The sequence below is a fragment of the Bradyrhizobium sp. Kon10 genome, from assembly GCF_055807395.1.
In genome coordinates this window covers 50,526-71,880 of record NZ_JBVVOZ010000016.1, presented here as the reverse complement: position 1 = coordinate 71,880, position 21,355 = coordinate 50,526, and the positions used below count along the sequence as shown (strand labels likewise).

The following is a 21,355-nucleotide window of genomic DNA, read 5'->3' as shown; positions in this document are numbered from 1 at the left end:
AGTCAGCATCCCGCGTTGCTCGCCAGACCAACACTTGAGAATGGGACCTAGGGGGATTTTTATGCTTCGCATCCGTATCTGCCTCACCGCCATGCTGCTGGCCGCAGCCCTCAGTACTGCATCGGCGCAAACCACAACCGCACCCGCGACGCCTGCACCCGCTGCGACGACCAGCGCCAAGCCGCCGGGAAAGATGAAGCTCACCATGCAGAAGCTGAAGGACATGAAGGCGAAGTGGTCCGCCAACAAGCCGAAGCTGAAGGCCTGCCGGGCCGATGTGAAGTCGAAGGGTCTCGCCGGCGACGACCGCTGGTTCTACATCGCAGAGTGCATGGAAAAGACCTGAGACGGCGCACATCCGATTCGGCGAGGGGCGTGGAGCTCGGCGGGCTCCAGGCCCCTTAAATGCTTTATGGAACATACGAATTTTCTTGGCATCTGGTATGCCAAGAGGTAGGTTTGGATTTGTTCCGAAGAAAGGCTGCGAGACGCACCGATGGGCCACGACGACGTTCACAAGGTTCGCGAATTCGAGCATCCCGGCGGAGGGCGCAAGCGCGCCAAGGCCACGCCGAAGGGACGACAGGTCGACCCCACCGCCGCGCATGAGATCGAACAGCTGCTCGGGGACAGGCCCCGGCGGCGCGACCTGCTGATCGAGCATCTGCACCTGATCCAGGACACATATCACCAGATTTCGGCCGCTCATCTCGCAGCACTTGCCGACGAGATGAAGCTTGCCTTTGCGGAGGTGTTCGAGACCGCGACGTTCTATGCGCATTTCGACGTGGTGAAGGAAGGCGAGCCTCACATCGCACCGCTGACGATCCGCGTCTGCGACTCGCTCACCTGCGCGATGCTCGGCGGCGAGAAACTGCTCGCAGATCTGCAGAGCGCGTCGGGCCCCGGCATCCGCGTCGTGCGCGCGCCCTGCGTCGGCCGTTGCGATACGGCGCCTGCCGCGGAAGTCGGACACAACTTCGTCGATCATGCCACCGTCGCCAACGTGACGGCAGCCGCGAAGGCCGGGGACACCCACGCGCATCTGCCCAACTACATCGGTTACGACGCCTATGTTGCTGGCGGCGGTTACCAACTGCTCAACCGCCTGCGCTCCGGCGAATTGCCGAAGGATGATCTCCTGAAGGCGCTCGATGACGCATCGCTGCGCGGCCTCGGCGGCGCCGGCTTTCCCACGGGGCGCAAATGGCGCGCGGTGTTAGGCGAGCCCGGCCCGCGGCTGATGGCGATCAATGGCGACGAGGGCGAACCCGGCACGTTCAAGGACCGCGTCTATCTCGAAACCGATCCGCATCGCTTTATCGAGGGCATGTTGATCGGCGCGCACGTGGTGCAGGCGTCCGACGTCTACATCTACATCCGCGACGAATATCCGGCGGCGCGCGAAATCCTGCAACGCGAGATCGCGAAACTGCCTGCGGGCGGTCCGACGCTGCATATGCGGCGCGGCGCCGGGGCGTATATCTGCGGCGAGGAATCCTCGTTGTTGGAAAGCATCGAGGGCAAGCGCGGCCTGCCCCGGCACAAGCCGCCTTACCCGTTCCAGGTCGGCCTGTTCGGCCTGCCGACGCTGATCAACAACATCGAGACGCTGTGGTGGGTGCGCGACATCGTCGAGAAGGGCGCCGAGTGGTGGAAGGGCCACGGCCGCCATGAGCGCCACGGCCTGCGCAGCTTCTCGGTGTCGGGCCGCGTGAAAAATCCCGGCATGAAGCTCGCGCCATCAGGCATCACCGTCCGCGAATTGATCGACGAATATTGCGGCGGCATGGCCGACGGCCATCAGTTCTACGCTTATCTGCCGGGCGGTGCCTCCGGCGGCATTTTGCCGGCATCGATGGACGACATTCCGCTCGATTTCGGCACACTGGAGAAATACGGCTGCTTCATCGGATCGGCCGCCATCGTCATCCTGTCGCAAAACGACAGCGTGCGCGCCGCCGCCCTGAACCTGATGAAGTTCTTCGAAGACGAGAGCTGCGGCCAGTGCACGCCGTGCCGGGTCGGAACCCAGAAGGCGGCAGTTCTGATGCAGCAGCCGGTCTGGAACCGCGCATTGCTGGAGGAATTGAGCCAGGCGATGCGCGATGCCTCGATCTGCGGACTCGGGCAGGCGGCATCGAATCCGCTGTCCTCAGTGATCAAATATTTCCCTGACGAGTTCAAGGAAGCGGCCGAATGACCAAGATTACGTTCGAGCTCGACGGCAAGCAGGTCGAAGCCAAAGCGGGCGAGACCATCTGGCAGGTCGCGCAGCGCCAGGGCCGCGAGATCCCGCATCTGTGCTATTCGCCGGCGCCGGATTATCGCCCCGACGGCAATTGCCGCGCCTGCATGGTCGAGATCGAGGGCGAGCGCGTGTTGGCCGCCTCCTGCAAGCGCACGCCGTCGGTCGGCATGAAGGTGAAGACCGAGAGCGCCCGCGCCGTTGCCGCGCAAAAAATGGTGATGGAACTGCTCGTCGCCGATCAGCCGGCGCGCGAGACCTCGCACGATCCGGAATCCAAATTCTGGCACTGGGCCGAGACAACAGGCGTCACCGAGAGCCGCTTCCCCGCCGCCGAGCGCTGGGACGCCGACGCCAGCCATCCAGCGATGCGCGTCAACCTCGATGCCTGCATCCAGTGCGGCCTGTGCGTGCGCGCCTGCCGCGAGGTCCAGGTCAACGACGTGATCGGCATGGCTTATCGTAGTCACGGCTCGAAAGTCGTGTTCGACTTCGACGATCCGATGGGCGAGTCCACTTGCGTCGCCTGCGGCGAATGCGTGCAGGCCTGTCCGACCGGCGCGTTGATGCCGGCCGTGATGCTCGACGACAAGCAGACCCGCGTCACTTACGCGGACAAGAAGGTGGATTCGCTCTGCCCGTTCTGCGGCGTCGGTTGCCAGGTGACCTATGAGGTCAAGGACGAGAAGGTCATCTATGCGGAAGGCCGTGACGGCCCCGCCAATCACAACCGTCTCTGCGTCAAGGGCCGCTTCGGCTTCGATTACATCCACCATCCGCATCGCCTGACCAAGCCGCTGGTGCGGTTGCCCAACGCGAAGAAGGATTCCAACGACCAGGTCGATCCAGCCAATCCCTTCACGCATTTCCGCGAAGCATCGTGGGACGAGGCTCTCGACATTGCGGCCAAGGGTCTGGTCAAGATCCGCGACACCAACGGGGTGAAGGCACTCGCGGGCTTCGGCTCGGCCAAGGGCTCGAACGAGGAGGCCTATCTGTTCCAGAAGCTGGTGCGAACCGGCTTCGGCTCGAACAATGTCGATCACTGCACGCGGCTTTGCCACGCCTCGTCTGTCGCGGCGCTGTTCGAGGGCCTGAGCTCGGGCGCCGTATCGGCGCCGTTCTCGGCTGCGATGGACGCCGAGGTGATCATCGTGATCGGCGCCAATCCCACCGTGAACCATCCCGTCGCCGCGACCTTCATCAAGAACGCGGTCAAGCAGAACGGCGCCAAGCTGTTCGTGATGGATCCGCGCCGGCAGACGCTGTCGCGCCATGCGACCAAGCATCTGCAGTTCAAGCCGGGCTCCGACGTCGCCATGCTGAACGCGATGATCAACACGATCATCACCGAAGGCTTGACCGACGATCAGTACATCGCCGGCTATACCGAGGGCTTCGAGGAGCTCAAGGAGAAGATCAAGGAGTTCACGCCGGAGAAGATGGAGGCGATCTGCGGGGTCCCGGCGCAGACGCTGCGCGAGGTGGCGCGGACCTATGCGCGGGCAAAATCCTCGATCATCTTCTGGGGCATGGGCATCAGCCAGCATGTTCACGGCACCGACAATGCGCGCTGCCTGATTGCGCTGGCACTGATCACCGGCCAGGTCGGCCGTCCGGGCACGGGACTGCATCCGCTGCGCGGCCAGAACAACGTGCAGGGCGCCTCCGACGCGGGCCTGATCCCGATGTTCCTGCCGGATTATCAGCCGGTCGGCCGCGACGATCTGCGCGGCGCGTTCGAGAAGCTGTGGCAGCAGGATCTCGATCCCGAGCGTGGCCTGACCGTGGTCGAGATCATGACCGCGATCCACGCCGGCGAGATCAAGGGCATGTATATCGAGGGCGAGAACCCCGCGATGTCCGACCCCGATCTCCAGCATGCGCGCCAGGCGCTCGCGATGCTCGATCATCTCGTGGTGCAGGATCTCTTCGTCACCGAGACGGCGTTCCACGCCGACGTCATCCTGCCGGCATCGGCCTTCGCGGAGAAGGAGGGCTCCTTCACCAATACCGATCGCCGCGTGCAGCTCGCGCGCCAGGTCATCAAACCGCCCGGCGATGCGCGGCAGGATCTCTGGATCATCCAGGAGATCGGCAAGCGCATGGGCCTGCCATGGAATTATGCCGGCCCCGGCGAAGTCTACACCGAAATGGCGGAGCTGATGCCGTCGCTGAAGAACATCAGCTGGGAACGGCTGGTGCGCGAAGGTGCTGTCACTTATCCGGCGGACGATCCGAACAAGCCCGGCAACGAGATCATCTTCACCACGGGCTTTCCGACCGCGAGCGGGCGGGGCAAGATTGTGCCGGCCCACGTCATCCCGCCGGACGAGGTGCCCGACGCCGAATATCCAATGGTGCTGTCGACCGGCCGCGTGCTCGAACACTGGCACACCGGCTCGATGACGCGCCGTGCCCAGGTGCTCGACCAGATCGAGCCGGAGGCGGTCGCCTTCATGTCGCCAAAGGACATGCACAGGAAGAAGCTCGCGCCCGGCGATTTCATCCGCCTCGAGACCCGCCGCGGCGCTGTCGAAGTCAAGGTGCGTTCCGATCGCGACGTGCCGGAGAACATGGTGTTCATGCCGTTCTGCTACGCGGAAGCGGCGGCGAACCTCCTGACCAATCCGGCGCTCGATCCGTTCGGCAAGATCCCGGAGTTCAAGTTCTGCGCGGCAAGAGCCGAGCGCGCGGAAATGCGTGACGCCGCGGAGTAGGCTTCGCCGTCCGCACCCGCGCCGTCATTGCGAGCGAAGCGAAGCAATCCAGACCACCTCCACGGGGAGACTCTGGATTGCTTAGTCGCTTCGCTCCTCGCAATGACGGTGGTAAACGTGACCATGTCCAAAGTCACCCCCGCCACCCGCGCGCTCACATCTGCCGGAGTCGCCTTCACCGTTCACACTTACGACTACGATCCTGATGCCGAGAGCATCGGCCTTCAGGCCGCCTCCGCTCTCGGCGAGAGCCCGGCGCGCGTCTTGAAGACGCTGATGGCGCTGGTCGACGGCAAGCCGGTCTGCGTGATCGTTCCGTCCGACCAGGAAGTCTCGATGAAGAAGCTCGCCGCCGCTGTCGGCGGCAAGTCCGCGCAGATGATGAAACCGCCGGAGGCCGAGCGCCTCACCGGCTACAAGGTCGGCGGCATCAGTCCGTTCGGGCAGCGCAAGCCGGTGCACGCCGTGATCGAGAGAAGCGCGCTCGCGCACGATCAGGTCTATCTCAACGGTGGCCAGCGCGGCTTGCAGGTGCGGCTCAAGCCGGGCGACGCACGGGATGTGTTGAAGGCGATCGTCGCGGATGTGGTCGCGTGAGCGTCTCGATCTATTGCTTCTGTAGCAGTTTCAGCCGGCAGCGCAGCGCCTCGCGGATATGCGCGCGCGCGAGCTTTTCCGCCATGTCGCCGTCGCGTGCGGCGATGGCGTCGATGATGGCCTGGTGCTCGCCATGGCTCGTCGTCGACCGCCCCGAGACCGTAAACGTCGTGGGGCCGAGCAGCGCGATCCAGTCCTGCAACTCGCCCGACGCAGTGTCGAGATAGCGGTTGCGCGCTGCGCGGCAGATCGCTTCGTGGAAAGCCCGGTTGAGCCGTGCCATATGGGCTGTGTCGGTCCCGGACATTTCGACAAAAGCCTGCTCGATGTCCCTGAGGGCATCGATCTCGGGCGCGGAGGCGTGCTCGGCCGCCAGTCGCGCGGCGGCGCCTTCCATGATCTCGCGCATGGCGTAGAGTTCGAGCACCTCGGAAATGTCGAGGTTGCGCACGACCAGGCCTCGGCCACCCCCAGGCTCGACGAAGCCGCGCGCCGCGAGCCGGCCGAGCGCTTCCCGGACCGGTGTGCGGCTGACCTTGAGCCGCTGCGCGACTTCTTCCTCGCGCAGGCGATCGCCGGCGCGGTAGCTGCCGGCCTGGAGCGCCTCGCAGAGCGACCGGAACACGGCCTCGCCCAAGGCTACGCCGCCGCCGCGATCGATCGATCCGCCTGCCTTTGCCGGGCGTCTGCCCATGCCTACTCCTGTGATCACAAGGCGCATCCCGCCCATGCAGAGATGCCGCTTGCGCCATCTCTGTATATATTTGTATACAAAAGTACGCAATGGCGCGCTGGGTTGACGGAGGCCGCCGGCGGGCAGAACGTCTCTAGCTTCGTCCCATCGGACAGAGGGCATGAGCAGCAAATACGACGTGCTGGTGATCGGCGGCGGCAACGCGGCGCTGTGCGCGGCGATCGCGGCGCGGCGTGGCGGCGCGTCCGTGCTGGTGCTCGAGGGCGCGCCAAAATTCTATCGCGGCGGCAACACCCGCCACACCCGCAACATGCGCTGTGCCCATGACGCCGCGACCGAAATTCTCACCGGTCCCTATACGGAGGAGGAGTTTTGGGAGGATCTGCTGCGCGTCACCGGCGGGCAGACCGACGAGGGGCTCGCCCGCCACATGATCCGCGAATCCAAGCATATCCTGAACTGGATCGTGGAGCAGGGTGTGCGCTGGCAGCCGTCGCTCGGCGGCACGTTGAGCCTCGGCCGGACCAATTCCTTCTTTCTCGGCGGCGGCCGCGCGATGCTGAACGCGCTGTATCTGACCGCCGAGCGGCTCGGGGTCGATGTCGAATACGACGCCGAGGTCACCGACCTCGTGATCGAGGACGGCATGTTCCTCGCCGCGCGCCTGAACCGGCCCATCCAGGGCGAGACCGAGATCCGGGCGACGTCGCTGGTTGCTGCCGCCGGCGGCTTCGAGGCCAACATCGAATGGCTGAAGCAATATTGGGGCGAGGCCGCCGACAATTTCCTGATCCGCGGCACACCCTATAATCGCGGCTCGATCCTGAAGATGCTGCTGGCGAAGGGCGTGCAGGAGGTCGGCGACCCCACGCAGTGCCATGCGGTCGCGATCGACGCCCGCGCACCCAAGTTCGATGGTGGCATCATCACGCGACACGACTCGGTCGTGTTCGGGATCGTCGTCAACAAGCATTCGCAGCGCTTCTACGACGAGGGCGAGGATATCTGGCCCAAGCGCTACGCGATCTGGGGCCGGCTGGTCGCGGCGCAGCCCGATCAGATCGCCTACATCATCTTTGACTCGACCGTTGTCACCAGCTTCATGCCCACGCTGTTCCCGCCCATCGCCGGCCAGACGGTGGCCGAACTCGCTGGCAAGCTCGAGCTCGATCCGGCGGCGCTGGAAAAGACCGTCAGAGAATTCAACGCCGCGGTGCAGCCCGGCACGTTCGACCACACCATTCTCGACGACTGCTGCACCGAAGGCGTCGTGCCGCAGAAGACGCACTGGGCGCGGCGGATCGAAACGCCACCCTATCTCGCTTATCCGGTGCGGCCCGGCATCACCTTCACCTATCTCGGCACGCGCGTGAACCAGGAAGCGCGCATACTGATGGCTGACGGCAAGCCGTCGGCCAACATGTTTGCCGCCGGTGAGATCATGGCGGGCAACGTGCTGGGCAAGGGCTACGCGGCCGGCATCGGCATGACCATCGGCAGCGTATTCGGGCGGATCGCAGGACGGGAAGCGGCGAAGCATGCACGCAACTAGAACATTGGACGAAGCCGATCGTCTGATGACGGTCTGCAACTCCTGCCGCTACTGCGAAGGTCTCTGCGCGGTGTTTCCGGCGATGGAGATGCGGCGCGCCTTCTCCGACGGCGACCTCAACTATCTCGCCAATCTCTGCCATGCCTGCGGCGCCTGCTACGTCGACTGCCAGTTCTCACCGCCGCACGAGTTCAATGTCAACGTCCCGAAGACGCTCGCGGTTGCGCGCGCCGAGTCCTACGCGGCTTATGCCTGGCCGCAAGCGCTCTCCGGCGCCTTCGCCAGAAATGGCCTCGTCATCAGCATCGTCGCCGCACTCAGCATGGCCGCCTTTATCCTCGGCTTCGCCGTCTTGAACGACCGTAGCGTGCTGTTCGGCGTCCACACTGGCCCGGGCGCGTTTTACAAACTGATGCCGCATAGCGCGATGGCTGCCCTGTTCAGCGCTGCGTTCATCTATGCGATCCTTGCGCTCGTCATGAGCGTGCGCGCCTTCTGGCGCGATATCGGGACGCCGATCGGCGGCCGTGCCGAGGGGGGCTCGATCTTCCAGGCGATCCGCGACGCCGGCGAGCTGCGCTATCTCCATGGCGGCGGGGTCGGCTGCTACAATGAGGACGACAAGCCGACGGACCGGCGCAAGCTCTATCACCACCTGACCTTCTACGGCTTCCTGCTGTGCTTCGCCGCGACGTCGGTTGCCACGCTGTACTATTATCTCATCGACCGCGAGGCGCCGTATCCGTGGTGGGATCTGCCCGTGGTGCTCGGCACGCTCGGTGGTATCGGTCTCGTCGTCGGGCCGATCGGTCTGCTCGTCGCCAAGTCGCGCCGTGCCCCGGAATTGCTCGACGAGAACCGCTACGGCATGGATGTCGGCTTCATCGCGATGCTGTTGCTGACCGGTCTTTCCGGGATGGCACTTCTTGCGCTGCGCGAGACCGCCGCCATGGGGCCGCTGCTCGCGCTGCATCTCGGCGCGGTGTTCGCGCTGTTCATCACCATGCCCTACGGCAAGTTCGTGCACGGTATTTATCGTTTCGCGGCACTGGTGCGTTACGCGCAAGAGCGGCGCTCCGAGGTCTCGTGACCGCCTCCGGTGTCATGCCTGAGCAGCTGCGTGCCGCCGTGACGTGACGAGCATAATGTCCGCCCCGGGGCTGTCGACCTGCACCCGGTTGCGCCCCTTCTCCTTGGCACGATAGCAGGCGGCATCCGCGCGCCGCATCGCGTCCTCGAGCGTGGTGTTGCCATCGGTGATGCAGGCAACGCCGATGCTGGCCGTCACCGCAAAGCAGCGGTCATCCCAGGTGAAGCTGAACAGCTCGAGCGACCGGCGCAGCCGTTCGGCGATATCGACGGCATCGTACGGCGCGCATTGCGGCAGGATCAGGCAGAACTCGTCGCCGCCGAGCCGGGCCACCAGATCGTGCGGTCGCCGCTCCTGCTGCAACAGGCGCGCGACCTGGCAGAGCAGGCGGTCGCCGGCGAGATGGCCGCAGCTGTCGTTGACGCTCTTGAATTGGTCGAGATCGAGCAGGATCAAGCTGAGCGGATCCTCGCCGGAACCAGCGAGCTCGCTTTGCAGGCGCGCCTCGAAGTCTCGCCGGTTGGCAATCCCGGTCAGCCAGTCATGCGAGGCCTGAAAGGCGAGACGCTCCTTTTCGGCATGCAATGCATCCTCGAAGGCTTGGCGCTGCAGCACCAATCGCCATGTGTGCCAGATCAGGAGCAGGATCAGCATCGCTGCGGTGACGATATTCACAGACGTCAGCGTCACCTTGATGGCGCGCGAGCCTTCACCCAACACCGTCGAGAACCGGTTGGCATGTCCCGTGAACTGGCTGTTCAGGTCGGAGAGCCGCGACGACAAAAGGTTGAGGCGGCCGCTGTCCTCAATGGGACCATTCTTCAACTCGGAACGGATGACCTCGCCAAAGACGCTCAGTTCCAGCAACATGGGATCTGTGGCAGCCCACTCCCGGATCGCCTCCTGGAGGAAGCTGACGCGGCTGAAATGGCGGAACAGCCAGATCAAGCCCGGCACGTCGTCAGGATGGTTGCCGCCTTGCAGGAAGCCGATGCGGGCGGTCTCGATGTCGACCGGATCGCGCTCGAGCGCCCAGCGCGCGAACTCGTCTCCGATCGGGACGGCGAGTGAGATCTTATACCGCGCAAACTGGCTTGCTTCGCCCGAATGCAGATAGAGGTTGAGGAAATAGACGGCGTCCTTCTGCGACCGCGACCAAATCGCTTCACCCGCTACATAAGCGCGGACCGAGGACATGACCTCGAGACTGAATCCGGCGATCGCCGCCTGCAGCAAGACAACTGCGACGAACGGCGAGACGAGCTTGATGACATGAGGGAAATTGCGTCCCTTTGTTGACGTCGCTGTTCTACGAAACACCCTGCATTCCCCAAATCGCTCAACGACCCCTGCGGAGCGTCGCGCTTGCAATGCAAGGTAGAGGAGAAAGTTGCTGAACTCGACCTCAAAGGCGCGGGGGATTGCAGCGCAGGGTGAATGCGTCGTGAAGCCGATGCGCGCAGATCGTTTCAAATGTCGGCAACCCGGAACCGGCACAGTCGTGGCGCGCCAATGTCTCGGATTCGTCCCGATTGGCTTACCTAAGGCAGATCGATCTGGTGCTAGACCAGCACCGGCTTGCGCACCCGGCCGGCGTCGCCGAACACGCGCAGGTAGCGCTCGATCTCAGAGGGCAGGCCGGTTGCCTTCTCGGGATTGTCGGAGAGCTTGACGGCCGGTCGTCCGTCGACCGACGATACCTTGCAAACCAGCGAAATGGGATCGAGATTGATCGACCCATCCGGTGGGCAGCCGACGAAATCATTGGTGAGATTGGTGCCCCAGCCGAAGGAGAGCCGCACCCGGCCGCCGAAATGGTGATAGGTCTCCTCGATCGAGCCGACGTCCATCGCGTCGGAGAAGACGAGCAACTTGTCCCTGGGGTTGCGACCCTTCGATTCCCACCATTTGATGATTTCTTCGCCGGCATGGATCGGCGGCGCGCTGTCCGGGCGGAAGCCGGTCCAGTCGGCCACCCATTCCGGCGCGTCGCGCAGGAACGCCTTTGTGCCGAACGCGTCCGGCAGCGCGACCAGCAGATTGCCGCCATAGGTCTGACGCCACTGGTCGAGGATGCGATAGGGCGCCCAGCGCAATTCCTCATCGTCCCTGGCGAGCGCGGCTGCGACCATGGGCAGTTCATGCGCGTTGGTGCCGATGGCTTCGAGATCATTGTCCATCGCGAGCAGCACATTGGAGGTGCCGATGAAGGACGGACCCAAGCCTTCCTTGACCGCTTCCACGCACCAGCGCTGCCAGAGGAAGCCGTGGCGGCGGCGGGTGCCGAAATCGGATAGGCGCAGATTCTCCAGTTCGCGCAGCCGCTCGACCTTGGTCCACAGCTTCGCCTTGGCGCGGGCGTAGAGCACGTCGAGCTCGAAGCGGCCACGGCCCTTCATTGCCGCGCGCGAGCGCAGCTCGTTGAGAATGGCGAGCGCCGGAATTTCCCACATTGTGGTGTGGGTCCACGGCCCGTGGAAATGCAGCTCGTACTGGCCCTCGACCTTGCGCAGCTCGTATTCGGGCAATCGGAATTCGGCGAGCCAGCGGATGAAATCCGCCGAGAACATGTGGGTCTTGCCGTAGAAGGTATTGCCGGCCAGCCAGATCAGCTCCTTCTTGGCGAAGCGGATGGTGCGGGCGTGGTCGAGCTGGGCGCGTAGCTCGCCCTCGTCGATGATCTCGGCAAGCCGCACATGGCGCGAGCGGTTGATCACCGAGAAGGTCACCTGTTGAGACGGGTAGGATTCCCGAATCATCTGTAACATCAATAGCTTGTAGAAGTCGGTATCAAGCAGGCTGCGGATGATGGGATCCAGCCGCCAGCTGTGATTGTAGGTCCGGCTCGCAATGTCGGTCACTGTCATGGGGCAATTCTAGCGTGGCCGCCCGTGCACAACCAGTGGGTTTGGCGGGGATCAGGTTTTCGCCGCCGGGTCCATTGCTCCGCCTGCGGTCGTCGCCGCGACGGTCTCGAGCTCGCTCCGAATCCAGCGATGGGCCGGGTCCTTCTGGTAGCGCTGGTGCCAGACCATGAACATCGGCAGCTCGGCCAGCGTCTGGGTGCGCGAGGCCAGTGGAATCCGCACATGGGCAAATCCGCGCATCACGCCGGATGCCAGCAGGCTCGGCATGCTCGCCAGCATCTGCGAGCCGCGCAGGAAGGGCGGCACGCCGGAGAAGCTCGGCACCGAGATGGCGATGTCGCGGTGGAAGTCATTGGCGGCAAGCCGGCGGTCGAAGTCGAGCCGCTCATTGTCCGTGTAGACGACGGTGATGTGGCGGGCCGCGAGATAGGCGCTGCGGCTCGCCGGCGCGGTGCGTGCCCGGGGATCGTAGTAGCAGACGTAATGATCCCTGAGCAGGCGCTTCTGCACGATATCGGCGCCGGATGGCGGCAGCGGTGTAATCATGAGGTCGCAGCGGTTCTCGCGCAGCATCGTGGGCGAGGGCGACTGGGAGGGGATCACGCGCAGGTTCAGGCTCTTCACCTGCGCCGCGACACGATCGAAGAACCGCGGCAACAACAAGTCGCGCTGCAAGTCGTTGGCCGCCACCGTCAGCGAGAGTTGGGCCACCGCAGGCTCGAAGCTTACGGCGCCCGAGAAGCTCCGCATCTCATCGATCAACGCGCGCGCCTTCGCCGCGAGCGCCTGCGCATGTGAGGTGGCGACGATGCCGCGGCCGGATTTGGCGAACAGCGGATCGCCGGCGATCCGCCGCAGCTTGTTCAAGCCGTGGCTGACGGCGGATTGGGTCAGCCCGAGACGCGTTGCCGCCGCGGTCACCGAGCCTTCCTCAAGCACGGCCAGGAACAGCTTGAGGGCGCGACCATCCAGGGCCAAATAATCGATTTTCTTCATGCGATTTATTATAATCGATCTATTTATCTTGAGAATAGCGCGGCCCATGATCTCCCGATAAGCCGCGCGCCCGGACGGCGCGCCCAAGGGAGAGACAACGCCGATGAATGCCCAGGCTCCAATCTCAGCCTTGCAGGATCCCCGCCTCAACCGTCCTGAGCCGTTCACGCCGCGCGACGGCGGCTTCTTCCAGCGCGATCGCTCGATCCATCCGCCGGCGCATGCGCCCGGTTACAAATCATCGGTGCTGCGCTCGCCGCGCAACGCGCTGCTCTCGCTGGAGAATTCGGTTTCGGAGATTACGGGGCCGGTGTTTGGCCACAACGATCTCGGGCCGCTCGACAATGATCTGATCCGCAACTACGCCAAGGACGGCGATCCGGTCGGCGAGCGGATCATCGTCCACGGCCGCGTGCTCGACGAGACCGGCCGCGGCGTACCGAACACGCTCGTGGAGTTCTGGCAAGCCAATGCCGGCGGCCGCTACCGGCACAAGAAGGATACTTATCTTGCACCGATCGATCTGAACTTCGGCGGCTGCGGCCGCGCGCTGACCGATGATACCGGCAACTACTATTTCCGTACGGTCAAGCCGGGGCCCTATCCCTGGCGCAACTACGTCAACAGCTGGCGTCCGGCCCACATCCACTTCTCGGTGTTCGGCTCGGGCTTTGCGCAGCGGCTGATCACGCAGATGTATTTCGAGGGCGATCCCCTGATCCCGGTCTGCCCGATCCTGACCACGATCTCGGACAAGGACGCGCTCGACCGTCTGGTCGCGCCGCTCGACCTCAATGCCTCGACGCCGTTCGACTCGCTCGCCTACCGCTTCGACATCGTGCTGCGCGGCGCCCGCTCCACCTATTTCGAAAATCGCACCGAGGGGAACTGAGTCAATGCCGCAGCCGCTCAACTATCTCAAGGAAACCGCCTCGCAGACCGCCGGGCCCTACGTCCATATCGGGCTGATCCCGGCCATGGCCGGCTTCGACATCTTTGAGAAGAACTTTTCCAACGTGCTGGTGACGCCGAACACCGAGGGTGAACGCATCACGCTCGAAGGCAAAGTGGTCGACGGCAGCGGCACGCCGCTGCGCGACGTCTTGCTCGAGATCTGGCAGGCCAATGCGGCCGGCCGCTACAACCATCCGTCCGACCGCTCGGCCGCGGCGCTCGACGGAGATTTTCGCGGCTGGGGCCGCGCCGGCTCCGATTTCGAGAGCGGACTTCTGACGTTCGAGACCATCAAGCCCGGCGCAATCATTGACAAGGCAGGGCGCAAATGCGCGCCGCACGTCAACCTCTGGATCGTGGCGCGCGGCATCAATATCGGGCTGAATACGCGGCTGTATTTCTCGGACGAAGAGGCCGCGAATGCTGCCGATCCCGTGCTCAACCTGATCGAGCAGCCGGTGCGCCGCAAGACGCTCATCGCCACTCGCACCGAACGCTCCGGCAAGGTCGTGTATTCCTTCACGATCAATTTGCAGGGGCCGGACGAGACCGTGTTCTTCGACGTTTGATCAATCCCGCCCAACAGGATCGGCCCCTCTGCGGAGGGGCCGTCGCAACGCGTGGGATGGCCGCAGCTGGGTCGTTGACCTGCAACCAAAGTCTATCCGACCGCGTACGCTTCGACGGGAACCAAAGACGCCTTCGAACAGTTCCCACGACATACCTTCGGGAGAGGTGCGTCGTGAAACATTGGCAAGAACGCGAATCCGTCCCCGACCTCTATAATCTGTTTCTCGCGGCCGTGCTCTTCATATCGCCCTGGCTGTTCAAGCTGACGAACAGTGAGGGTAAGATCGATCTGTGGGTGACCAGCGCGATCATCGGCGTGCTTTCGCTCGCTGCCATGATCGCTTATCGGGACTGGGAGGAATGGCTCAATGTCCTCATGGGCGTTTGGCTGATCGCTTCGCCCTGGCTCCTCGGATTCCCACACACACGGGCGATGCATTTTAGCATCGGCTTCGGTGCCGTCATCGTGCTCCTGGCTCTACTCGATCTCTTTCTCCACTACGAGAAGGCGCATCCTGAGGAAGCGACCATGCAATCCGGGCAGGAGAGAGCGCGCCAATAGTCCAATAGTGGAGGGTGCGCTCGGAGTGCCTTACGCCCGACGCGTCAGCCTTCGCCGCCATGAAGCTGGGCGCGAAACGCACGCGGCGATCGTCCGGTGGCGGCGGTGTAGATCCGGCTGAAATAGGCCGGGTCCTCAAAGCCGAGGGCATAGGCGATCGTGGAGACCGGCAGGTTGGTATAGACGAGGTTGCGCCGCGCCTCGCGGATGAGCCGGTGGAGGATCAGATGCGAGGCGGTGTCTCCGGTCGCCGCACGCGTCACCCGGTTGAGATGGGTGGGGGTGATTGACAACGCCCCAGCATAGTCCGCCACGCTCCAGCGCTGCAGATGGTGTTGTTCGAGCAAAGCTTCGAACCGGCGGAACAGACTTGATTCCGCGGTGCCATTGCCGCCGCTCTCGCTCGCGAGCGCCCGCGCCACCAGCCCGATCATGGCCGCCGACAAGGCGCGCAGCACATGTGCGCGGCCGAAATTGCGCGCCGCGTGTTCGGCAAAGATCTGCTTCATGGTGGCGCGGATCTGCGGCGTGCCGCGCACCACGGCCGATCGCGACAGCGCGCCGCGCAGGCCTTCGGCGGCGAGCAGCGCCTCGTCGAGAATTTCCGCGGCGATGGTCAGCACCCAGCCCTGGGTGTCGGGCAGAAAGCGGAAGCCGTGGACGTGGCCGACCGGCACATTGACGATCTGCATCGGCCTCAGCGGCACCACGCGGCCATCGAGGCTCGCCTCGCCGCCGCCGCGCTCGATCAAGAGCACCTGGTGCAACCGGGCATGCCGGTGCACGGCCAGGGTCCAGTCATGCAGCACCGAGCGGGACGCGATCGTCTCGCAATGCACCACGTCGGGCAGGTCGGCGGACTCGCCGAACAAATTGTAGACCTGGATGGCAGGGGCGGGGGCTGCGGTTCTCATGTTCGAATTGTACAAGACAAAGACGAAAGCCTCCATCGGTCCGCCGCGAAAATTCTGCAAAAAACGTATGGACGGGAGGACGCGAAAATGAAAGTTCAGGTCTGCATCATCGGCGGTGGGCCGTCCGGGCTGCTATTGTCCCAGCTCCTGCACCTGAAGGGGATCGACACGCTCGTGCTGGAGAGATCCAGCCGCGCCCACGTGCTGGCCCGCATTCGGGCCGGCGTGCTCGAACACGGCTTTGCCAGGCTGATGCGCGAGGCGCAATGCGGCGAGCGGATGGATCGCGAAGGCGAAATCCACAAGGGTTTCGAGATCGCCCATGACGGCACGCTCTCCCATATCGACTTGCACAAACATTCCGGCGGCAATTCGGTTTTGGTCTACGGCCAGACCGAGCTGACGCGCGACCTCTACGAAGCCCGGGACCGTCTTGGCGGCAAGATCGTGCATAGCGCCGAGGACGTGATGCCGCATGATCTGACGTCGGAGCGGCCCTACGTGACGTATCGACTCAACGGCGAAACCATCCGCGTCGATTGCGACTACGTCGTGGGTGCCGACGGCTTTCACGGCGTCAGCCGCAAGTCGATCCCGAGCGACGTGCTGCGCGAATACGAGAAGGTCTATCCGTTCGGCTGGCTCGGCGTGCTGTCGCGCACCAAACCGGTGTCGCCGGAGCTGATCTATGTGAAGCACGAGCGCGGCTTTGCGCTCTGCTCGCTGCGTTCGCAGGTGCTGAGCCGCTACTACGTTCAGGTGCCGCTGACCGACAAGTTGGAAGACTGGTCCGACGATGCGTTCTGGGCCGAGTTGAAACGCCGGTTGCCGGAGGAAGTCGCGGGCCGCCTGATCACAGGCCCTTCGGTCGAAAAAAGCATCGCTCCGTTGCGCAGCTTCGTTGCCGAGCCAATGAGCTATGGGCGGCTGTTTCTCGCCGGCGACGCCGCTCATATCGTGCCGCCGACCGGAGCGCGTGGATTGAACAGCGCGGCCTCGGACATCTATTATCTCTACCACGCCATGCTCGCGCATTATCAGCACGGCGACGATTCCGGCCTCAAGGGCTATTCGGCCAAGGCGCTGGCGCGGATCTGGAAGGCGCAGCGTTTTTCGTGGTGGATGACCATGCTGCTGCACCGCTTCCCCGACCGGCTGGAATACGAGGACCGGCTTCAGCAGACGGAGCTGGACTACCTGATCTCGTCAGAGACGGCGCAGCGGCTGCTGGCGGAGAATTATGTCGGGCTGCCGTTCTAAGAGGAGTGATTTCGAAGGGTGGTGCGACGCTCCGCTACTTCCCTTCCAGGATATTGACCGGCGTCCAATCCGGCGGCGGTGGATTTGCTGCGAGCGCTCTCGCGCGCGTTCCAAACAGCGCCGATGCTGGATCAATGTCTGCCGTTCGCCCGAACGCATCAGCCGCCTTCGCAAACTCCCTTGCCCGCCAGCACGCCAGTCCTTCTGCGTAAGCCGCCGCGGCCTTCGCCTGCTCCTCGCTCTCCCCGCCCTGCTCCGCCAATGGCTCGAACACCTTGATCGCCTCGCCGCGTCCCAGGACCCTGATCGCGTCGAGCTCGCGCCAGGCGAAGCTGTCGCCGGCCTGCGTCATCGTGGTCTCCGACGCCATGATCGCGGTGCCGTAATATTTGTTGGCGCCTTCGAGTCGCGAGGCAACGTTCACGGTGTCGCTCATCACAGTGTAGTTGAAGCGGCGGGTCGAGCCGATATTGCCGACCACGGCCTCGCCGCTGTTGAGCCCGATCCGATGTGACAGGCCGCGGCCGGCGAAAGCGGCGCTGCTTGCATTGAGCGCGGCCAGCTTGTCGCGGCACTTCAGCGCGGCGCGAACGGCGTTGCGGGCGTGCAAGGGATCGTTGGCCGGAGCGCCGAACATGGCGACGATGGAGTCGCCGATATATTTGTCGACATAGCCGCCATGGCTTTCGATGATATCGGTCATGGCGGACAGATATTCATTCATCAATGCGACCAGCTCGCCCGGTGTCATCTTCTCGGCAATCGACGAAAAGCCACTGAGGTCCGAGAAGAACATGGTGATGTTGCGCATCTCGCCGCCGAGCACGGGCATCTTGCCGGAGCTGACCATGCTGTTGATCACCTCCGGGGCGAGATAGAGCGCAAAGCTCTTGCGCAGGAAGCGCTCTTCGCGATCGGCGACGACGAAGCGATAGCCGATCATCATGGCGAGTGCGGCGAGACCCGCGAGCGCAGGCTCTGTCAGCGGCAGCGCCAATGCGTGGACGAACGTGCTGACGGCGACAGCGGTGTAGGCTGCGGTGAGTCCAAACCAGGTGAGCACCGCGCCGGCCGGTGCGAGCAGGCACGCCGCCAAGGCGATGATCGCCGCGAATGCGATCGTGACAAACGTTCGCGCCGGAACGCCGAGCTCTGTGACCCCATCTCGTTCCATCAGGTTGCGCACGGCCGTGGCATGCACGAAAACGCCGGCGATGTCGCTGCGGGCCCTCTGAACGGCCTGCGCCGAGGCGGGCAGGGTACACCGTGCGCCCGGCGTTCCGTCATATCCGCCGGAAAGGTGCATCGAAGTGAGCTTGCGGTCGTCGGAGGTGAGGATGCTGCCGAGCAGCACGACCTTGCCGTCGAAGGCACGGCGGAAGAAATCGCGATCACCCTTCTCGACACAGGCGTGCAGGTCGGCGAAGGAATAGGCCGGCACGTCGCGCCCCATGCCGCGGAAATTCAGGGTCAGCGTGTTTGGGACCGCGCTTGGGATGGCATAGCCGGATAGTTCGGTGGCGCCGGACGGCGTGGTCTCGGGCTGTGCAGCGAGCGCACGCGCGGCGAGCTCCACGGCCATCGCAGGAACCGGCTTGCCGCCGATGGAGAAGCTCAGCGGCATCCGTCGGATCACATCGTCGGGATCGGTGTAAACGTTGAGGGCGCGGACATTGTTTTTCACCGCGAGTCGCTGTGCTGGGTCGGGCCCCTCCGGATGGTCGTTGCTGAGCTTCTCGCCGAGGACGAGCAGGCCGCTGTCGGACAGCTTCCGCAGGGCGATGAGATAGTCCCGGTCAAAGCCTTTGATGCGGCCGCCGAGCGGCGCATCGCCAAAGGAGATCTCGGATTGCTCGATCGAGCTTGGAAAGATCACATCGAAGCCGACCACCTTGGCGCCGCCGTCACTGATGCTCCTGAGCACGCGGCCGATCTCGCGCGTCCAGGTCTGCGTCGGCGATCCCTTGAAGGGCGGGGTGTTGTAGGTTTCCCCGTCAATGGCCACCACGACGACCGGCGATGTCGCGGGATCGCGCTGGTCGCCGACGAGCTTGCCGCGCAAGGCCGTGAGGATGTCGAGCGAGAAACCTTGTAGCATTTGAAGTGGCGGAGACGTGAAGACCGCGCCTGCAACGAGCGCAATCAGGATCGCCACAACCATGTCCCGCCTGCCGATCCGCCGCATCGCGCTGTCGCGGCCCGGCTATTCGAGCCGCAGCAAGCGGCCTACAATCGGCGTCGGGGACGCGGTCGCGCTGGTGTCGACCTGGAAGGCGTATCGCTTGGCGCCGAGCGTTGCGAGATAGGTGCCGCCCGGGGTCAGCGACTTTCCGGCTTTGGACAAGTCATAGAACTTGCCGGCGACCATGATGTCGCCCTTGAGCGGAACGCTGATGATGGGCTCCTTGCCGTCGGTGCGCTCGATCACGAGCGTGCTGCCGCTCCTGGCCTGCACCAGCGGTGCCGTGCCGTAGATCGTGGGCAGCTTGGCCGGCGCCGCCTTGCCGTCGGATCGCATGGTACGAAACGTGGTCGCCGCGCTCTGGTTCGCCTCGCGTTCCGAGAGCTGCGCGGCGTTGGCGTCGCAGGGGACCTTGACCCGTTGCACGTTGCCGAGCTGCACGGTGCTCTGCTCGGTGCCGACCAGAACGACGCCTTCGCTGATGGTCTCGCGCTGGCATGATTTGAGATAGCTGAGCGTGATCCCCGCCTTGGGTCCGAGCTTGATGATCTTGCCGGGCGCCACATAGTCCATGAACTCGACGCCGTCGACTTTGCCCTGCACGTCCTCGACGATCGCGGCCGGCGTTTCCGCAAGGGCCGGGGCCGCGAAACAGAACACGACGACAATGGTGCCGATCAGGCTTCTCATGGGCTTTCTCATCCAGTTCGAACGACATGCGACTGATCCCCGCCCTGGCCGAAGCTTAGCAGCGCATGGCACAGTCAAGTGTGATCAGAATCACCTTTGTTACAGGTTCACTCTAGCAGGAACAGGTTCAGACCCGCGATGGCAGAAAGCGGAGTTGAAGCAAACACCACCCGATGCGCGATATCAGACCGCAGCGGGATCGGGCGAGTGGTTCGGGGCCCGGCAGTTTCCCGCCACGTCTTCCATGAGGGGTGACAGGGCAGCTTCGGATCTCTGCAACGATGTCCCGCCTTGGCCGGTGGCGATTTCCACCACCTCATCCCAGCGCGCCAAAAAGGCCTCGACGCAGGCTGGGTCGAACTGCCGTCCCTGGTTCTCGATCAGATAGGCGCGCGCTACCTCCAGCGGCATCGGTTCTTTATACGGCCGTCGCGTGGTCAGGGCGTCGAAGACGTCGGCGACCGCGACCACGCGCGCGGCGACCGGGATCGCATCCGCCCTGAGGCCGTTCGGATAGCCCGCACCGTCCCAGCGCTCGTGATGGCCTGCGGCAATTTGCGCACCGAGCTGAATCAGCTCGCAACCGGAGTCGGCCAGAATCTTTTCGCCGATCGCCGCATGGGTGCGGATCACCGCCATCTCCTGATCGGTCAGCCGGCCGGGCTTGAGCAGGATATGGTCGGGAATGGCGACCTTGCCGACGTCGTGCAGGGGTGCGGCGAGATAGATGTCGCGGCACAGCCGGGGCGGCAGGCCCAATTGCTCGGCGATGACCCGGCTGTAGCGGGCGACCCGCAACGTGTGCTCGCCGGTGTCGTTGTCGCGGTATTCGACCGCGAGTGCGAGCCGCAGGATGATCTCCTCCTCGCGCTCGCCAAGCTTGCGTGTCGCGGCCGCGACTTCGCCGGCCAGATGCGCGGCGCGATCGTTGAGCTTGCGCACGGCTGCACCCAGCTGGACCAAGTTCCGCAGGCGCACCGTCATCTCGACGCTCTGCGGCTGCTTGGGCAAGAAGTCGGTTGCGCCGGCCTGCAGCGCTTCCATCTTGATGTCGTCGGTCTGTCGCGAGGTGATCATCGCGATCGGGACGTCGGCGCAGCCGGGCAGGGCACGGAAGATGCGGATGAAGCTGATGCCATCCATATGCGGCATCTCGTAGTCGACCAGCACGAGGTCGAAGGCGCGCTCCCGCGCGCAGACCAGCGCCTCGATGGGATCGAGGAAGGTGGTGGCCTCGACCAAGCCGTCCGCTTCGATATGCCGTTTCAGAAAATTGAGGACAGAGCGGCTGTCATCAATCAGGAGCGCTTGGGTCAGCATCGGCGGCCGGGCTCGTTGGAAGGGCGAGGCATCGTGGAGCAATAGCGCCGCTGGTTTAATACGGAGCAAACGTGCGTCCGCGAGAAATGCTTGAAGCAAACGCGTCAGATGAGAGTCGCTATGCACGCTTACGTGCAGA

Annotated in this window: 18 protein-coding genes; 10 read left to right on the top strand and 8 right to left on the bottom strand. The window is 64.2% G+C overall.

The window, feature by feature from the left end; all coding sequences use genetic code 11:
* The first annotated feature begins 61 nt into the window (after positions 1-61).
* The 4 genes from AC0L2O_RS22220 to ybaK all read left to right on the top strand — a co-directional run bounded on the left by AC0L2O_RS22220 (position 62) and on the right by ybaK (position 5,565).
* Positions 62-346, top strand: coding sequence for a hypothetical protein (locus AC0L2O_RS22220; protein ID WP_369726077.1), 285 nt, complete (start codon positions 62-64; stop codon positions 344-346).
* A gap of 150 nt (positions 347-496) precedes the next feature.
* Positions 497-2,203: an NADH-ubiquinone oxidoreductase-F iron-sulfur binding region domain-containing protein gene (locus AC0L2O_RS22215; protein WP_473371196.1), complete on the top strand. Its 1,707-nt coding sequence runs from the start codon at positions 497-499 to the stop codon at positions 2,201-2,203.
* Entirely contained in the window at positions 2,200-4,968 is a 2,769-nt protein-coding gene (fdhF, locus tag AC0L2O_RS22210; protein ID WP_369726075.1) for a formate dehydrogenase subunit alpha, read from the top strand. The genes AC0L2O_RS22215 and fdhF overlap by 4 nt, the downstream gene beginning before the upstream one ends.
* A 123-nt stretch (positions 4,969-5,091) precedes the next feature.
* Positions 5,092-5,565, top strand: a complete 474-nt coding sequence (ybaK, locus tag AC0L2O_RS22205; RefSeq protein ID WP_369726074.1) for a Cys-tRNA(Pro) deacylase — start codon at positions 5,092-5,094, stop codon at positions 5,563-5,565.
* Between the two features lie 10 nt (positions 5,566-5,575).
* On the opposite strand, the gene AC0L2O_RS22200 is transcribed toward ybaK, so the two are convergent.
* Entirely contained in the window at positions 5,576-6,259 is a 684-nt protein-coding gene (locus AC0L2O_RS22200) for a GntR family transcriptional regulator (protein WP_409190121.1), read from the bottom strand.
* Positions 6,260-6,419: 160 nt separating this feature from the next.
* Between AC0L2O_RS22200 and tcuA the strand changes: the two genes are divergently transcribed.
* Together tcuA and tcuB are read left to right on the top strand one after the other, a co-directional pair.
* A complete protein-coding gene (tcuA, locus tag AC0L2O_RS22195; protein WP_473371195.1) occupies positions 6,420-7,811 on the top strand; it encodes an FAD-dependent tricarballylate dehydrogenase TcuA in 1,392 nt (463 codons plus the stop codon).
* Positions 7,798-8,901, top strand: a complete 1,104-nt coding sequence (gene tcuB, locus AC0L2O_RS22190) for a tricarballylate utilization 4Fe-4S protein TcuB (protein WP_473371194.1) — start codon at positions 7,798-7,800, stop codon at positions 8,899-8,901. Before tcuA ends, tcuB begins: the two co-directional genes overlap by 14 nt.
* Before the next feature lie 12 nt (positions 8,902-8,913).
* Here tcuB and AC0L2O_RS22185 read toward each other — a convergent pair whose 3' ends face one another.
* The 3 genes from AC0L2O_RS22185 to AC0L2O_RS22175 form a co-directional block, all read right to left on the bottom strand.
* Positions 8,914-10,221, bottom strand: a complete 1,308-nt coding sequence (locus tag AC0L2O_RS22185) for a GGDEF domain-containing protein (RefSeq protein ID WP_409190119.1) — start codon at positions 10,219-10,221, stop codon at positions 8,914-8,916.
* A 242-nt stretch (positions 10,222-10,463) separates the two neighbouring features.
* Positions 10,464-11,768: a nicotinate phosphoribosyltransferase gene (pncB, locus tag AC0L2O_RS22180; protein ID WP_473371193.1), complete on the bottom strand. Its 1,305-nt coding sequence runs from the start codon at positions 11,766-11,768 to the stop codon at positions 10,464-10,466.
* A 51-nt stretch (positions 11,769-11,819) separates the two neighbouring features.
* Complete coding sequence (locus tag AC0L2O_RS22175) at positions 11,820-12,764, bottom strand: LysR family transcriptional regulator (protein ID WP_473371192.1); 945 nt, start codon at positions 12,762-12,764, stop codon at positions 11,820-11,822.
* Positions 12,765-12,867: 103 nt separating this feature from the next.
* Here AC0L2O_RS22175 and pcaH point away from each other — a divergent pair, with 103 nt between their 5' ends.
* From pcaH to AC0L2O_RS22160, 3 genes are all read left to right on the top strand, one after another.
* On the top strand, positions 12,868-13,656 hold the full coding sequence (gene pcaH, locus AC0L2O_RS22170; RefSeq protein ID WP_473371191.1) for a protocatechuate 3,4-dioxygenase subunit beta: 789 nt from the start codon (positions 12,868-12,870) through the stop codon (positions 13,654-13,656).
* A gap of 4 nt (positions 13,657-13,660) precedes the next feature.
* Positions 13,661-14,287, top strand: a complete 627-nt coding sequence (gene pcaG / locus AC0L2O_RS22165) for a protocatechuate 3,4-dioxygenase subunit alpha (protein ID WP_473371190.1) — start codon at positions 13,661-13,663, stop codon at positions 14,285-14,287.
* A gap of 173 nt (positions 14,288-14,460) precedes the next feature.
* Positions 14,461-14,850, top strand: a complete 390-nt coding sequence (locus tag AC0L2O_RS22160) for an SPW repeat protein (RefSeq protein WP_473371189.1) — start codon at positions 14,461-14,463, stop codon at positions 14,848-14,850.
* A 44-nt stretch (positions 14,851-14,894) separates the two neighbouring features.
* On the opposite strand, the gene AC0L2O_RS22155 is transcribed toward AC0L2O_RS22160, so the two are convergent.
* Positions 14,895-15,800, bottom strand: a complete 906-nt coding sequence (locus AC0L2O_RS22155; RefSeq protein WP_369726066.1) for a helix-turn-helix domain-containing protein — start codon at positions 15,798-15,800, stop codon at positions 14,895-14,897.
* Positions 15,801-15,851: 51 nt separating this feature from the next.
* Between AC0L2O_RS22155 and pobA the strand changes: the two genes are divergently transcribed.
* The gene (pobA, locus tag AC0L2O_RS22150; RefSeq protein ID WP_473371188.1) at positions 15,852-17,024 is read left to right on the top strand and encodes a 4-hydroxybenzoate 3-monooxygenase; all 1,173 of its coding nucleotides are present in this window, start codon (positions 15,852-15,854) and stop codon (positions 17,022-17,024) included.
* A 34-nt stretch (positions 17,025-17,058) separates the two neighbouring features.
* Here the strand turns inward: pobA and AC0L2O_RS22145 are convergent, their stop codons facing one another.
* The 3 genes from AC0L2O_RS22145 to AC0L2O_RS22135 form a co-directional block, all read right to left on the bottom strand.
* Positions 17,059-19,209 (bottom strand): CHASE2 domain-containing protein, encoded by a 2,151-nt coding sequence (locus tag AC0L2O_RS22145; RefSeq protein ID WP_473371187.1) that lies wholly within the window; start codon positions 19,207-19,209, stop codon positions 17,059-17,061.
* 18 nt (positions 19,210-19,227) lie between these two features.
* Positions 19,228-19,896 (bottom strand): hypothetical protein, encoded by a 669-nt coding sequence (locus AC0L2O_RS22140; protein WP_369726061.1) that lies wholly within the window; start codon positions 19,894-19,896, stop codon positions 19,228-19,230.
* Positions 19,897-20,079: 183 nt separating this feature from the next.
* Complete coding sequence (locus tag AC0L2O_RS22135; protein ID WP_473371186.1) at positions 20,080-21,216, bottom strand: HD-GYP domain-containing protein; 1,137 nt, start codon at positions 21,214-21,216, stop codon at positions 20,080-20,082.
* Between the last annotated feature and the right edge of the window lie 139 nt (positions 21,217-21,355).

Bases quoted from the DNA above. Each gene is read 5' to 3' on its own strand.
- pcaH (WP_473371191.1), top strand. From the start codon at position 12,868: ATGAATGCCCAGGCTCCAATCTCAGCCTTGCAGGATCCCCGCCTCAAC.
- pcaG (WP_473371190.1), top strand. From the start codon at position 13,661: ATGCCGCAGCCGCTCAACTATCTCAAGGAAACCGCCTCGCAGACCGCC.
- tcuA (WP_473371195.1), top strand. From the start codon at position 6,420: ATGAGCAGCAAATACGACGTGCTGGTGATCGGCGGCGGCAACGCGGCG.
- AC0L2O_RS22145 (WP_473371187.1), bottom strand. From the start codon at position 19,209: ATGCGGCGGATCGGCAGGCGGGACATGGTTGTGGCGATCCTGATTGCG.
- AC0L2O_RS22215 (WP_473371196.1), top strand. From the start codon at position 497: ATGGGCCACGACGACGTTCACAAGGTTCGCGAATTCGAGCATCCCGGC.
- AC0L2O_RS22175 (WP_473371192.1), bottom strand. From the start codon at position 12,764: ATGAAGAAAATCGATTATTTGGCCCTGGATGGTCGCGCCCTCAAGCTG.
- AC0L2O_RS22135 (WP_473371186.1), bottom strand. From the start codon at position 21,216: ATGCTGACCCAAGCGCTCCTGATTGATGACAGCCGCTCTGTCCTCAAT.
- ybaK (WP_369726074.1), top strand. From the start codon at position 5,092: ATGTCCAAAGTCACCCCCGCCACCCGCGCGCTCACATCTGCCGGAGTC.
- AC0L2O_RS22155 (WP_369726066.1), bottom strand. From the start codon at position 15,800: ATGGAGGCTTTCGTCTTTGTCTTGTACAATTCGAACATGAGAACCGCA.
- tcuB (WP_473371194.1), top strand. From the start codon at position 7,798: ATGCACGCAACTAGAACATTGGACGAAGCCGATCGTCTGATGACGGTC.
- AC0L2O_RS22140 (WP_369726061.1), bottom strand. From the start codon at position 19,896: ATGAGAAGCCTGATCGGCACCATTGTCGTCGTGTTCTGTTTCGCGGCC.
- pobA (WP_473371188.1), top strand. From the start codon at position 15,852: ATGAAAGTTCAGGTCTGCATCATCGGCGGTGGGCCGTCCGGGCTGCTA.
- AC0L2O_RS22200 (WP_409190121.1), bottom strand. From the start codon at position 6,259: ATGGGCAGACGCCCGGCAAAGGCAGGCGGATCGATCGATCGCGGCGGC.
- fdhF (WP_369726075.1), top strand. From the start codon at position 2,200: ATGACCAAGATTACGTTCGAGCTCGACGGCAAGCAGGTCGAAGCCAAA.
- pncB (WP_473371193.1), bottom strand. From the start codon at position 11,768: ATGACAGTGACCGACATTGCGAGCCGGACCTACAATCACAGCTGGCGG.
- AC0L2O_RS22220 (WP_369726077.1), top strand. From the start codon at position 62: ATGCTTCGCATCCGTATCTGCCTCACCGCCATGCTGCTGGCCGCAGCC.